Source organism: Rhizobium sp. R693 (assembly GCF_002211315.1).
In the GTDB taxonomy this organism is placed as follows: Bacteria; Pseudomonadota; Alphaproteobacteria; order Rhizobiales; family Rhizobiaceae; genus Rhizobium.
Window position 1 is genome coordinate 127,379 of the sequence record NZ_LOKY01000034.1, and the last position, 13,987, is coordinate 141,365.

Below are 13,987 nucleotides of genomic sequence, written 5' to 3' on the forward strand. Positions count from 1 at the left end.
CACAAACAAAAAAGGCGGCTCAACGGCCGCCTTTTTTCATATTGTCCCTAGCGCAATCAGATCTGCGCGCCACGCGCCTTCGTCGTGGCATCGAATGCCTTCTGCACGTAAGCATCGCGGCCGTACACGTCGTCGAAATACTGCACGACGCCGTCCTTATTCGGCCACGCGGTGAAATAAGCCACGTAGACCGGGATCTTCTGTGGAACCTGGATGGCATGGTTCTTGCCGGTCGCGATCTCCTTGCCGATCTGTTCGACCGACGTATTCAATACGGCCGCCGCCATCGCGCGCGGCTCGGCGAGACGCACGCAACCGTGGCTGAGAGCGCGCATGTCACGCTTGAAGAAGCTTTTCGAGGGCGTGTCATGCATGTAGATCGCATGCGCATTCGGAAAGAGGATCTTGAGTTCGCCAAGCGCATTGTCGTCGCTCGGCGGCTGCCGTACGGAAACATTGGTCGTCGAGCCGTACCAATCAACACTGGACGACGCCACGGCGCGGCCGCCAACCGTTACCTCATAGCCCATCCGGTCCAGATAGCTCGGGTCGGAGCGCAGACGTGGCAGCATCTCGTTTATGATGATCGACTGCGGAACACCCCAGAAAGGATTGAACTCGACCGTCTCGATCTGATCCTGGAAGAAGAAGGTCTGGTGCGACGGCTGACCAACTACAACACGCATCGACAACTGCTCCTTGTTGTCGTTGTGGTAGTAGACCATGTAGGCCGGCTGGTTGATGAAGACGTAGCGCGAGCCGAGATCACTAGGCAGCCAACGCGCCTGCTCCAAGGCAACGACCAGCTTTTCGACTTTCGAGGCGTTGCTGTCGCCGCCGACCATAGTGCGGACCGTGGCTTGACCGATGACGCCGTCCGGCTTCAACCCATGTTCTTTCTGGAATCCTTCGACGAGCGCGACAATCTCGGGCGAATACTCGGTGCCACCTGCATAGGCGGCAAGCGTTGTCGCATGTTCCGCCTTGAGCGCGGCTGAGCCATGCTTGTCGATCGCCTTCACGATATTCGGGATTTCGGACGAGCTCTCGCCGGGGTGAAGCACGCCGCTCAGGGCGACGTTGATGCGATCGTCGCTTGCGCCTTCGGCGCGCAGCTTTGCCAGTTCACCTTCAAGCGCGACAAACTGCGGCCCATCCGGCGTGCGGCTTCTGAGATAGGCTGCCGTGTCCGGACTAATGCGGGCGAGCTTCAGCACCGGCGCAAGGTTCACGTCCTTACGCTTGAAATCGTGATAGCCGGACAGCTTGTTCGGATCGATGCGACCGCGAATGGTATCCTGCACATAGGCAAGCACCTTGGCGGATAGCTCCAGTTCGAACTGCGTCAGGGCGCGATCACGGATTGCTGGATCCGGATTGGCCGGATCCTCGGTCGGAACCTGTACCGTATAGTCTGCCGGATCAAGGCCAACCGACGCGGCATCCGCCAATACGGCCATCGCCGCCTTGGCGCGATCGTTGACATCCGTTCCGGCGAGCCAAACCAGCGGGTTCTTCACGTCACCGTAATAGGTTTCAAGCGCCTTGGCGACTTCGACGGGCGCGCGCACCTTCGCCTCGATCAGGAAACGGCGCTGCACCGAGGGCGTCGCCTCGGTCGTTGCCGACGCATCGGCAACTGCCCCGGTGACGACAGGGTCGGTAAACTTGCCGGTATCAACGAAGCGCATCGCATCCGGCTGATAAGTATAGTAGCGCGGGCTCGAAACCTTGGGCAGCGGCGCATCTGGAGCCGACTGAAGGAATGAGGGAACCGATGCCCTCGGATTGACAATCGTGCTCTGGGTCCGAGCGCGATCCCCACGGATCATATCCATTAAGGTGTAAGCATGCGCGGGCGCGGCACCCATCGCAGCCATACCGCAGGAAAGCGCAAGTGCGGACGCCGCACCTTTCAAAAGGAATGTCATACTTCTATCCAGTCCCAGTGTCATGCTGTCTTCAAATCGCGGGCAAGACCCGCCTCAGAACTTGTTTCATCCGGCGCGAGCGTCACATGGCAGAAAGCAGGCGCAGCCGCCAGCCTCGACCAACTCAACCTTTAGTAACTAGGTAAACTCTTACGCTGGCCGTCAGTTCACACAAAATTATGAAATTATTGGTTAATTTTTTACTTTATTTTCGCGACCAGACACAGTGGCCAAAAAGCCGCTGACAGATAAAAATTCAGCCGTGTCTAAAAGATCACTGATCTTGCGCCCGCTAACATGACATCGCCGCTCATATTTATATTTCAAGCGGTTTTCTTCGGATCATTTCAGACCTATAAGACCGCATCTCTGAGACGCACCGCGATAGAAAGGCATGGCCATGACCTCCACCCGCACCGAAACAGATACGTTCGGCCCGATCGAAGTTCAGAGTGACAGGTATTGGGGCGCCCAGGCACAACGCTCCCTCGGTAACTTCAAGATCGGCGGGGAAAAACAGCCGCTTTCGATCGTTCGCGCGCTCGGCATCGTCAAGCAGGCGGCAGCGCGCGCGAATATGGCGCTTGGCCATCTCGATCCGGCGATTGGCAACCCCATTGTGGATGCAGCACAGGAAGTCATCGACGGCAAACTCAACGATCACTTCCCTCTCGTCGTCTGGCAGACCGGCTCGGGCACGCAGTCAAACATGAATGCCAATGAGGTGATCTCCAACCGCGCAATAGAAATGCTGGGCGGCGTGATGGGATCGAAGAAGCCGGTACATCCAAACGATCACGTCAACATGAGCCAGTCGTCGAATGACACCTATCCGACGGCGATGCACATCGCCTGCGCCGAAGAGATCGTTCGCCACTTGCTTCCGAGCTTGAAGCATCTGCATGCCGCCCTTGACATGAAGGTCACCGAGTTCAGCCACATCATCAAGATCGGCCGCACGCACACTCAGGATGCAACGCCGCTGACGCTCGGTCAGGAGTTTTCGGGCTACGCGGCGCAGGTCGGTTCCGCCATCAAGCGCATCGAGATGACGCTTCCCGGTCTTTGCGAACTTGCACAAGGCGGAACCGCCGTCGGAACCGGCCTCAACGCGCCGGTCGGCTTTGCCGAAATGGTTGCCGAAGAGATCGCCGGCATCACCGGCCTCCCGTTCATCACTGCCCCGAACAAGTTCGAGGCGCTCGCCGCGCATGACTCGATGGTGTTCAGCCATGGCGCCATCAACGCCGCTGCCGCTGCGCTCTTCAAGATCGCTAATGATATTCGCCTGCTGGGCTCGGGCCCTCGTTCCGGCCTTGGCGAACTCGCCCTCCCCGAGAACGAGCCCGGCTCCTCGATCATGCCGGGCAAGGTCAACCCGACGCAGTGCGAGGCCTTGACGCAAGTCTGCATTCATATCTTCGGCAACAACACTGCCCTGACCTTCGCCGACAGTCAGGGCCACTTCGAGCTGAACGTCTACAATCCGATGATGGCCTATAACTTCCTCCAGTCGGTGCAGTTGCTCGGTGACGCAGCAATCTCCTTCACCGACAATTGCGTCGTCGGCATCGAGGCACGCGAAGACAACATCAGGGCCGGCCTCGAGCGCTCGCTAATGCTGGTCACCGCGCTCGCGCCGAAAATCGGCTACGACAATGCCGCCAAGATCGCCAAGACGGCACACAAGAACGGCACGACCCTTAAAGAAGAGGCGTTGGCGAGTGGTCTCGTCACCGTTGAGGAGTACGATACGATCGTTCGCCCCGAGGCGATGATCGGCCCTAAATAACCCGCGTCGAACTCGGTTGAAATGTGAGAGCCCCGCACTCGCGGCGGCGTTTTCATAGGTTTTCATGACAAAAACAGACAAGTTTTAGAATTATTGCAATTGCGAGGACGCCCGAATAGACCATCTACGATTTCGGTCCGCATGAAAGGTCCTTCGATGGCTGACGATCTTTTCCCCCTCAGCAAAGACACCACCCCATACCGCAAGATCAGCAGCGACTACGTCTCTGTCGACAGCTTCAAGGGACAAGACATCCTGACCGTCGAGCCCGAAGGCATCCGCCTGCTGGCCGAAACGGCATTTGCCGACATCAACCATCTCCTCCGGCCCGGCCATCTGAAGCAGCTCGCTTCGATCCTCGAGGATCCCGAAGCGACCGACAACGACCGCTTCGTAGCATACGATCTGCTGAAAAACGCCAACATCGCTGCCGGCGGCGTGCTTCCGATGTGCCAGGATACAGGCACTGCGATCGTCATGGCCAAGAAGGGCCGCCGCGTGTGGACCGAAGGTGAGGACTACTCGGCTCTCGCCAAGGGGGTGATGGACGCCTATGAGAAGAAGAACCTGCGCTATTCGCAGCTGGCCCCCGTCAAGATGTTCGAAGAGAAGAACACCAAGAACAATCTGCCGGCGCAGATCGATATCTATGAGGAAGGCACCGACTCCTACGACTTCCTGTTCGTTGCCAAGGGTGGCGGCTCCGCCAACAAGACCTTCCTCTATCAGGGCACCCCGTCGCTTTTGACGCATGATCGCATGATCGACTTCCTCAAGGAGAAGATCCTAACGTTAGGTACGGCGGCCTGCCCTCCCTACCATTTGGCAATCGTCATCGGCGGCACGTCGGCCGAGATGAACCTGAAGACCGTCAAGCTCGCCTCGACACGCTATCTCGACGATCTGCCGACCGAAGGCTCCGATAGCGGCCATGCCTTCCGCGATATCGAGATGGAAAAGGAAATCCACAAGCTGACGCAGCAGATGGGAGTCGGCGCTCAGTTCGGCGGCAAGTATTTCTGTCATGATGTGCGCGTCATTCGCCTGCCGCGCCACGGCGCCTCGCTGCCGATCGGCCTCGGAGTTTCCTGTTCCGCCGATCGCCAGGCGAAGGGCAAGATCACCCGCGACGGCATCTTCGTCGAGCAGCTCGAGACGGATCCCTCGAAGTACATGCCTGAAATCGACGACTCGAAACTATCGGACTCGATGGTCCGCATCGATCTCAACCAACCGATGTCCGGTATTCTGGCCGAACTCAGCAAGCATCCGGTCAAGACGCGGCTGTCACTGACCGGAACGATCATCGTCGCCCGTGACCTCGCCCACGCCAAGATCCGCGAGCGGCTGGAGAAGGGTGAAGGCATGCCCGACTACATGAAAAACCATCCTGTCTACTATGCCGGTCCCGCGAAGACTCCGGCGGGCTACGCCTCCGGCTCCTTCGGCCCGACCACAGCTGGTCGCATGGATTCTTATGTCGACCAGTTCCAGTCTTTCGGCGGATCGATGGTGATGCTGGCCAAGGGCAACCGGTCCCGCGCCGTGCGCGAGGCATGCAAGACACACGGCGGCTTCTACCTCGGCTCGATCGGCGGACCTGCAGCCCGACTGGCGCAGGACTGCATCAAGAAGGTCGAGGTGCTGGAATATCCGGAACTCGGCATGGAAGCCGTGTGGAAGATCGAAGTTGCAGATTTCCCCGCTTTCATCGTCACCGATGACGAGGGCAACGACTTCTTCCAGGAATTCAACCTCGGCTGATCGACCTCAATGGATAGCCGCAGTCGCCCGATGGTCGGCCGCGGCGCCCTCGTCCGGCTCTCGGAGTCTGCAATGCCAAGCGCCTCTTCTGTCTTCACGCTGGCGAGAATGTCGCTGCGGAAAACCCCATCAAAGAAGCCCTCCTGCTGAATCAGCGCGACAGACGCCGCGACAACTACGGCACCGAGGACGATGGACGAAGTATGACGAGACTTATCCATGCGCCTGGCCTTCGATAAGAGCCGGCTTTGACGGGAAGGTGCGCCTTCTCTGTGAGACAGAACAGAGCGACCAATCGACACCGAGCGCCAACAATCTGAAGACAATAAAGCAAAGAAGAAACGACAAGTTGGATTTTCTGTTTTGCGTCACTCGCGCATAACGCGCAACAATCGTTACACTGCGGCAAATTCACAGATAAAAATCAAAGCGATAAGCAAGTATTGGAGAATCTTGCGTAAATCTCACATGTAATCATTGGTATATCCCCCCTTAATCATTTCCCAATATTTGTAGGCTAACAAATTAAAGTCTGCATTTGACATTCAATTGAGGAGTAGTCGCATGACGACGACCGCAGCGCCAACGAGGGCGCAGGTTCCCGACGTGGCAGGTCAGATCACGTTCGCCATGCGCTCCATGGGCGTCGCGCCGATTCCTCGGAACTACGAACTCTTCTATGAAGCCTATATCGGCTCCAACCCGGCGCTGACACGAGATCTTGCGGCGCTCGGCAGTCAGGCAACGCAGGAAGAACTCGATAGGCTCGGCGCACAGTATTTTGCGCACAGCCCTGCCCGCGTGTTCGACGACGCGCACGGTCGTATCGCCGCCGAGCTTGAGACGCTGTTGCGCGTCCTGCGCCAGGAGCAAACCTCACTGGAGAGCTACAACAGGCTGCTTGGGGAAACCTACAAGCGGATCAGCTCGAAGAACCATACGAGCGTGGAACTCATCGAAAACGCCCTCACTTTGCTCACCGAGGCCACCGGCGACACCATGGCGCACGGCGAACGCACGGTAGAGAACGTCGTCCAGCGCTCGCAGGAGATGGACCAGGTCCGCAAGGAGCTCGACGAGTACAAGCGCATCGCCAACACCGACTCGTTGACACGCCTGTCGAACCGCCGTGCCTTCGACGATCGCCTCGCGGCGGTTTTCAACAATCCTGCCATGCGTCCGGTCACCGCATTGGTGCTCGCCGACATCGATAATTTCAAGAAGATCAACGACACCTATGGCCATCCTGTCGGTGACAAGATTCTTGCGACTGTCGCGTCTGTCATCCGCGCCAACGTCCGCCGCGACGTTTTCGTCGCCCGCACCGGCGGCGAGGAGTTCGCCCTGATCGTCGAAGGCAACACCGCCGAGGAAGTGATGGGAACGGCGGAGCGGATCCGCCGCACGCTTGAAACGACACCTTTCACGAATTCGCGCACGAGGATCAATTACGGGCCTGTCACCGTATCGGTCGGCGTCTGCATGGCTTCCTACGCGGACGACGCCGGCGAGCTCTACCACAAGGCAGACGTGGCGCTTTACGGCGCCAAAAATTCGGGCCGCAACTGCAGCGTCCTCTTCGAAGACGGCATGCAGAAAGACTTCACGAAGAGCTGGCTGATCTACAAGGGTTAAGCCCGCAAGGACAGTTCGCCAGCTGCCTCGGGCTTGAACCTTCCGGTTGCTATTTCACCACATCGTCTTGGCCGCACGCTCCGGCCATTCGCGATCATAGGTCTCGTAATCGAAATCCCCAGTCGCCGCCTTCAGCATCAACCCGGGGGTCGGCAAGCTCTTCGGATCGATGAACGTTGCTGGATTCCAGAGCTCGGAACGGATCAGCGCACGGGCGCACTGGAAATAGACCTCGTCGATCGTGATAGCGATCACCGTCCGCGGATGCTTTCCGTCCATCACGAAGCTGGAAAGGACCGCCTCATCGTTGGTCACGACGCCGCGCCCATTGATGCGCATGGTCGTGTTCGAACCGGGAATGAGAAACATCAACGCCAAACGCGGATCGCGCACGATGTTGGAGAGCGAGTCGACACGGTTATTTCCGCGCCAGTCCGGCAGGTGCAGCGTCCTGTCGTCGATGATACGCACGACGCCACCAATATCGCCGCGCGGCGAGCAGTCGAGCCCTTCGGGACCAACCGTTGCCAGTGCCACGAAAGGCGATGCCTCGATCATCTCGCGATAGAGCTGTGTCAGGTAATCCGTCACCTTGGCTACTGATGCCTGCGTCAGCCCGCCGGCATAGATCGCCGCGAGTTCTTCCACCGTTTCAATGATCTTCATGATCGTCCTGCCGGGTTTGTCGGGCGGCCTTTAGCTGCCTGGCGTGACGTTACAATGACACACGACGGGTCGGAAGATCAAAAAGCGGAATGATCTCAGCATCTTTATCGGAACAGACCTCGCCGAGAAAGCCCGCGATCGTATCCAGAACCGGCCGCGCCGCGACAATTCGGCGGTGCCCAAATCCGTTGGCCCAGTGAAGCCGGACATCATCGCCAGCCGCCGCGTACCGTCGGGCATGGTCGGCGCTCACCTCCTTGTCGTCTTCGGCATGCACGATCAACACCGGGCGCTGGATCGTGCCGGCGGTCCTGCTCGCGTCGAACTCCTCCACTCGCCGGCCGGTGACACGGCGCACCTCGTTCTCCAAGACTTGCTGCGCCGGCCACCCAAGCCCGATCAGCTTGCCGAAATCCTTGAACAGCCAGTGCATTTCGCTCGGCGAGCCGATCAGCACCAGCTTTTGCGGGAGCACGGCAGGCACGCCCGGTAGCAGGCCTGCCGCCGCCACGACCAGTGCGGCACCGCCGAAAGAATGGCCGATTGCGGCGTCGAACGCGCCGAACCGAACTTCGGCCGCCGCTATTGCCTTCACCGCCATACCCATATGGAGCGCCCGCCCCGCTGCGCGGCCGTGGCCGGGAAAATCGATTGCGATCACCTCCGCGCCCGCTGCCGCCAGAGTCGTCGCAAGGTCGGCCATATAGGCGCTGTTTGATCCCCAGCCGTGCGTCACGAGATAGCGGGGGCGGCGCCCCAAGGCGCCACCATTCAGCCGATAGGCATGCGCCCGCCCGCCGCCGGCAAGACGAAGCCTGAACCGCTCCGCGCCGGCCAGCTTTGCTATGCCGGCTGCATGCGCGCCCTTCGCCTTCTCGCCCTTGGGCTTTGAGGAGGGTGTGATGCAGAACAGACGGAACGCCATTTTCCCGGCGATGCGCGGCGAAACCGACTGCAACAAGGAAAATCCGAGGCGGGTGACCTTCAGCGTAAAGTTTGCCATAGTGGGAATCCAATAATGTTCAACACTGAACAATAAAGTACAACGATGAACAAAAATCAATCCCTGCCCTGGGATCATCCGCGTTTCCGCAGCTGGATCAACGTCGCCCGCGCCTGCCAGCTCATGCAGCAGTCGCTCGGTCGCTCGCTGTCTGAACTCGATATCAAGACCCCGCATCTCGATATTCTGATCAACCTCTACCGCTTCGAAGGCATTTCCCAGCAGGAGCTCGCCCGCAAACTGCTGGTCGGGCGCTCGAACATGAGCATGCTGCTGCCGCAGATGGAGAAGCGCGGCCTGATCGAACGACGCGGCGACGCAAAAGACAAGCGTGTGCTACGCCTCTTCCTGACCCAGGAAGGGCGCGAAGTCACCGAAAAAGCCATGATCATTCAGACTGACCTAATCGAGCGCGTGCTTTCCCCCGAACCGATCGAGCAATGCATGGCGATGGCGGACTCGATGGAGCGGATTATCCGCGTGCTGCAACGGGATCTGGTCGACGAAGATTGACATCAGTCAGCTGTATGACCGACTGCCTGGCCCGCGAGGGACTTGTACTCCCAGGCGGCCACGATAATCAGCACTGCCGTCGCGAGAACGCCGGCAAGGTAGAGCTCGATAAATGGCGCAATGAAAGCGAGCAGAATCAGGAGCACGAGGCCGGCCAGATGCGAGAGCGGCAAACGCCCGCTGGTCGCCCCCTTGAACCAGAGATTGCCCGCCAGAAACAGTCCCGAGCCGCCGAGCACCGAGGCAATCACGCCGAGGTCGCCGGTTTCATGCGGGTGCGAGAACATGAACTCAACCGCAACGGCGTGAACGATGATCCCCGCCAAAATCGGGATATGGGCATAGGTGAAGGCCTGCCGTGCGAGGCTTCCAGGCGTTTCGTCGTGCTCGATCCGATGCGCCGCCCGCTCGTGGCCGAAGCGGAAATAGAGCCACCACATGGCGACGGTCCCGACGAAACCCGTGGCGAATACCACCGCTGTCAGCAGCGAAAACGGCAACTCGGAGAATGTACGGCCGGAGACGAGAATCGCTTCACCGAGGCAGATGATAACGAAGAGCGCGCAACGCTCGGCCATATGCGCGCCGGACACATCCCAGTCGGAAGCAGTTGACTTGCCAAGCCCGGGTACGACAAAGCCGCTCGCCGGCCCCGCGTACTCGATCGCAAGCGCGATCAGCCAGGCAATCAGCCGCGCGTCGTGCTCTAGAATGCCACCGGCAATCCAGAATATGCCGGAAACGGTCAACCAGGTGCTGATGCGCAGAAAATTGCGGTAGTTGGAAGCACTCGCCTGTTTGACGGCATAGGTCGCGAAGAGCGACCGCCCGACCTGCATCAGCACATAGGCGCCAGCAAAAAGAAGACCTTTGTCACCGAAGGCTTCCGGAATGGACGCGGAAAGAACGAGGCCCAGCAACATCAACACGACGAGCATACCGCGAACGGGCATCTTGTCGGGATCGAGCCAGTTGGTAACCCACGCCGTGAAGATCCACACCCACCAGACGGCGAAGGTCATCAGTCCAGCCTCAAGCGCTCCGAGGGGCGTATAATGCGCCGCCAAGGCATGCGAAAGCTGCGAAATCGAGAAGACGAAAACGAGATCGAAAAACAGTTCGAGAAAAGTGACCCTGCTCCCGCCTGGACTACCCTTCGCGCGCAGCCAGTTTCGTTTCTTCGTTCCCGTCACGCATTCACCCCGTGAGTGTTGTTTTTTACCGCGGCTTCTCGGAGGTGTCGCGACTCATGCCCTTTTCGCGCAGCTCTTCCTCGTATGCGGCGAAGAGTTCTTCGCCGCGTTCGCCGAGTTCGCGCAAATAGGTCCAGGTGTAAATACCCGTATCGTGCATGTCATCGAAGCCGATGCGCACCGCATAGTTGCCGGTCGGCGTCAGCGAGATGATGGCGACATTGCGCTTGCCAGGCACCGTCACCTTCTGCCCCGGCCCGTGCCCCTGCACTTCCGCCGATGGCGAAAGCACGCGCAGCATTTCGGCGGAAAGATCGTAACTCTGCTCGTCGTTGAACGTGACGACGAGGTGCTGCCGATCTTTCGAAACTCTGAGTTCAGTCGGCCAGATATCGCTCATGATCCCATTCCCCTTCAAAATCACGAGTAGGCAATGATGCTTGGCGAGGCAAGCTCAATTTGTCGTGCCCAGAACGCGTTTCCCTTGACGCGACAATGGCATATACGCACATTAGTAGCATTGCGGAGGTATTCGTGAACAGCAACGTCGGAACGACAGGCAACGCATCGCCCCTCGTTGCAGAGGCGAAACAGATGATCGACCCGTTCAAGCGGGCCGTGACATATCTGCGCGTCTCCGTGACCGACCGCTGTGATTTCCGCTGCACCTACTGCATGGCCGAGCACATGACCTTCCTGCCGAAGCAGGAGCTCTTGACGCTCGAGGAACTGCACCGGCTCTGTTCCGCCTTCATCGCCAAGGGCGTCCGCAAGCTGCGGCTCACTGGCGGCGAGCCGCTGGTGCGCAAGAACATCATGTATCTGGTGCGCGAACTCGGAAAGCAGATCGGCTCCGGTCTCGACGAGTTGACGCTGACTACCAACGGCTCGCAACTCTCCCGCTTTGCCGACGAACTCTATGATTGCGGCGTGCGCCGCATCAACGTCTCGCTCGACACGCTTGATCCCGACAAATTCCGCCAGATCACCCGCTGGGGCGATTTTCACAAGGTGATGGACGGCATCGAGGCGGCCCAGAAGGCTGGCCTCAAGGTCAAGCTGAATGCCGTGGCGCTGAAGGACTTCAACGATATCGAAATGCCTCAGATGATCCGCTTCGCGCACGGCCGCGGCATGGATCTGACCGTCATCGAAACCATGCCGATGGGGGAGATCGAGGAAGACCGGACCGACCGCTACCTGCCGCTGTCAAAGCTCCGAGCCGATCTCGAGCAGCAGTTCACCTTGTCGGATGTCGGCTACCGCACTGGCGGTCCGGCCCGCTATGTCGAGGTCAAGGAAACTGGCGGCCGGCTCGGCTTCATCACCCCGATGACGCATAACTTCTGCGAGAGCTGCAACCGCGTGCGGCTGACCTGCACGGGCACGCTCTACATGTGCCTCGGCCAGAACGACGCCGCTGATCTCCGCGCCGCTGTCCGCGCCACTGATAACGACGGGCTGCTCTATGCTGCGATCGACGAGGCGATCTCACGCAAGCCAAAAGGCCACGATTTCATCATCGACCGTACTCACAACCGCCCCGCGGTTGCCCGCCACATGAGCGTCACCGGTGGGTGACGCCCACTGAATTCAAGCAGATCAGGTCCGGTTGATCGATACTCCGCCATCGGCCAGCATGGACGTGCCGGTCACAAAACTTGCCAGATCCGATCCAAGGAAAAGAGCCGCTTTGGCAATCTCCTCCGGCTGCGCCAGTCGTTTCAGCGCATGCAGGCCATGGATGAACGCGACCAACTGCATATCCGGATTCTCGGAGTTTGCCGGGTTCATCGCGGTATCGGTACCTCCAGGCAGCAACGCGTTGACGCGGATGTTTTTCGGACCGAGTTCGGCTGCAAGCACCTGCACCAGGCCGGTCAGCCCCGCCTTGCTCGCAGCATAGGCACCCATCCCTGGCATTCCCGCCGTATGGCCGACGAAAGTCGAGGTGTAGACGATCGATCCGCCGCCGCGAGCAATCATCGCCGGCACCTGGTATTTCGCCGCCAGAAACGCACTGGTCAGATTGACCGCCAGCATTTCGTTCCAGCCTGCCAAGGATAGATCAACCATCGGCGCTGACTCGCCGGTGCTGCCTGCATTGTTAAAGGCGACATCAAGACCACCGAAACGCTCGACAGCCACCTCGACCAGCCGTCTGTTCAAAGCCTCCTCGCGCACGTCACCGGCAACAGCAAACGCCTCGCCACCGGCATCCGCGATTTCTTCGACGAGCATACCGAGTTCGGCCTCGCGTCGCGCCGCAACGACCAGTCGCGCGCCTTCGGCTGCAAAGAGTTTGGCCGCCGCCCGGCCAATACCTGAGCTCGCACCGGTTATAATCGCAACCTTGTCATCCAGATATCTCATGTCGAAACCTCCACTTGTTGTTTGCGGCATTCCAAATTTTCAGACATCCGCCCGAGCAGCCACCCGTTTCCTGCTCGCGTCTGCGCACGCACCGCCTGCGTTATTGTGCACTGCGCAACCGAATTATCTCGACTGTGTCTTTCGCTCGATACCCAGGCCGCGAGGCACCCTCTACAAGGACGTGTACGAGAATCGGAATATCGACATGCCGCGGTCCCGCAATACCCAGGGCGCCATCTACATGAGTTCGGCCATGGCCGGATTTTCTTGCAGCGACGCACTTTCCAAATCAGTCATCGCCTACATGAATGCCGGCCAGATCATGTGTCTGCGTGGCCTGTTCACGAGCATCTTCGTCTACGTGATCGCGCGCCGCATGGACGCGCTGCGTCCGTGGGGACTCGTATTGAAGCCGATGATTATCGTCCGAGTCATTTGCGAGATATTGGCAGCGGTGACTTACATTACCGCCCTTGGCATGATGCCGATCGCGAACGCATCGGCCATCCTGCAGTCGCTGCCGCTGGTCGTCACTTTCGGTGCGGCGCTGTTCTTTCGCGAGCCCGTCGGCTGGCGTCGCTGGTCAGCCATTCTTGTCGGCCTGATCGGCGTTCTGATTATCATTCGACCGGGACCAGAGGGTTTCACGGCCGCAGCCCTCCTCTGCGTTGGTAGCGTCCTCACCACGGCCGGTCGCGACCTCGCCACCCGTGGCATTGGCCCTGAGATCCCATCGCTGATGATTACCGTCGTTACAGCCGTCTCCGTGACGATCGTTGGTGCGTTGCTGACGCCGCTACTCGGCGGGTGGGAGCCGGTCAGCCTGAGCTCGCTTTCCCACCTTTTGCTCGCCGCCATTCTTGTCCTGATCGGCTATCAGTCCGTCATCATGGCAATGCGAACCGGTGAAATCTCCTTCGTGGCGCCCTTCCGCTACACCAGCCTGATTTTCTCGACATTGCTGGGCTTCGTCTTCTTTGCGGAGTTTCCCGATCTCTGGACACTTGAAGGTGCCGCAGTGGTCATAGCGTCCGGCCTCTACACGTTCTATCGTGAGGCCAAGCGCCACGTGCCGCCGGTCGCCCAGGAGTCCGAGCCGAGAACACCCGTCTGAGGC

Annotated in this window: 12 protein-coding genes; 6 read left to right on the forward strand and 6 right to left on the reverse strand. The window is 59.4% G+C overall.

Features of this window, described 5'->3' with window-relative positions:
• Positions 1 to 56: 56 nt before the first annotated feature.
• A complete protein-coding gene (locus ATY79_RS21315) occupies positions 57 to 1,931 on the reverse strand; it encodes a L,D-transpeptidase family protein (protein ID WP_088694469.1) in 1,875 nt (624 codons plus the stop codon).
• 400 nt (positions 1,932 to 2,331) lie between these two features.
• Here ATY79_RS21315 and fumC point away from each other — a divergent pair, with 400 nt between their 5' ends.
• The 3 genes from fumC to ATY79_RS21335 all read left to right on the forward strand — a co-directional run bounded on the left by fumC (position 2,332) and on the right by ATY79_RS21335 (position 7,122).
• Positions 2,332 to 3,723 (forward strand): class II fumarate hydratase, encoded by a 1,392-nt coding sequence (gene fumC, locus ATY79_RS21320; RefSeq protein WP_088704942.1) that lies wholly within the window; start codon positions 2,332 to 2,334, stop codon positions 3,721 to 3,723.
• 156 nt (positions 3,724 to 3,879) lie between these two features.
• Positions 3,880 to 5,487: a fumarate hydratase gene (locus tag ATY79_RS21325; RefSeq protein ID WP_088704812.1), complete on the forward strand. Its 1,608-nt coding sequence runs from the start codon at positions 3,880 to 3,882 to the stop codon at positions 5,485 to 5,487.
• A 564-nt stretch (positions 5,488 to 6,051) separates the two neighbouring features.
• A complete protein-coding gene (locus ATY79_RS21335; protein WP_088694302.1) occupies positions 6,052 to 7,122 on the forward strand; it encodes a GGDEF domain-containing protein in 1,071 nt (356 codons plus the stop codon).
• A 54-nt stretch (positions 7,123 to 7,176) separates the two neighbouring features.
• Here ATY79_RS21335 and ATY79_RS21340 read toward each other — a convergent pair whose 3' ends face one another.
• The gene (locus ATY79_RS21340; protein WP_088694303.1) at positions 7,177 to 7,788 is read right to left on the reverse strand and encodes a pyridoxamine 5'-phosphate oxidase family protein; all 612 of its coding nucleotides are present in this window, start codon (positions 7,786 to 7,788) and stop codon (positions 7,177 to 7,179) included.
• 49 nt (positions 7,789 to 7,837) lie between these two features.
• Positions 7,838 to 8,791, reverse strand: coding sequence for an alpha/beta hydrolase (locus ATY79_RS21345; RefSeq protein ID WP_088694304.1), 954 nt, complete (start codon positions 8,789 to 8,791; stop codon positions 7,838 to 7,840).
• A gap of 45 nt (positions 8,792 to 8,836) precedes the next feature.
• On the opposite strand from ATY79_RS21345, the gene ATY79_RS21350 reads away from it, so the two are divergent.
• Positions 8,837 to 9,304 carry a MarR family transcriptional regulator gene (locus ATY79_RS21350; protein WP_088694305.1) on the forward strand — a complete coding sequence of 156 codons (468 nt, stop codon included), beginning with the start codon at positions 8,837 to 8,839 and terminating at the stop codon, positions 9,302 to 9,304.
• Between the two features lie 2 nt (positions 9,305 to 9,306).
• Here the strand turns inward: ATY79_RS21350 and ATY79_RS21355 are convergent, their stop codons facing one another.
• Positions 9,307 to 10,497, reverse strand: coding sequence for a low temperature requirement protein A (locus ATY79_RS21355; RefSeq protein ID WP_088704813.1), 1,191 nt, complete (start codon positions 10,495 to 10,497; stop codon positions 9,307 to 9,309).
• A gap of 25 nt (positions 10,498 to 10,522) precedes the next feature.
• Positions 10,523 to 10,897, reverse strand: a complete 375-nt coding sequence (locus ATY79_RS21360; protein WP_088694307.1) for a DUF971 domain-containing protein — start codon at positions 10,895 to 10,897, stop codon at positions 10,523 to 10,525.
• Between the two features lie 134 nt (positions 10,898 to 11,031).
• Here ATY79_RS21360 and moaA point away from each other — a divergent pair, with 134 nt between their 5' ends.
• Positions 11,032 to 12,078, forward strand: coding sequence for a GTP 3',8-cyclase MoaA (gene moaA, locus ATY79_RS21365; RefSeq protein WP_088704814.1), 1,047 nt, complete (start codon positions 11,032 to 11,034; stop codon positions 12,076 to 12,078).
• Between the two features lie 21 nt (positions 12,079 to 12,099).
• Here the strand turns inward: moaA and ATY79_RS21370 are convergent, their stop codons facing one another.
• The gene (locus tag ATY79_RS21370; RefSeq protein ID WP_088694309.1) at positions 12,100 to 12,870 is read right to left on the reverse strand and encodes an SDR family oxidoreductase; all 771 of its coding nucleotides are present in this window, start codon (positions 12,868 to 12,870) and stop codon (positions 12,100 to 12,102) included.
• Positions 12,871 to 13,075: 205 nt separating this feature from the next.
• Between ATY79_RS21370 and ATY79_RS21375 the strand changes: the two genes are divergently transcribed.
• Positions 13,076 to 13,984 carry a DMT family transporter gene (locus ATY79_RS21375; RefSeq protein WP_088704815.1) on the forward strand — a complete coding sequence of 303 codons (909 nt, stop codon included), beginning with the start codon at positions 13,076 to 13,078 and terminating at the stop codon, positions 13,982 to 13,984.
• The last annotated feature ends 3 nt before the right edge of the window (positions 13,985 to 13,987 follow it).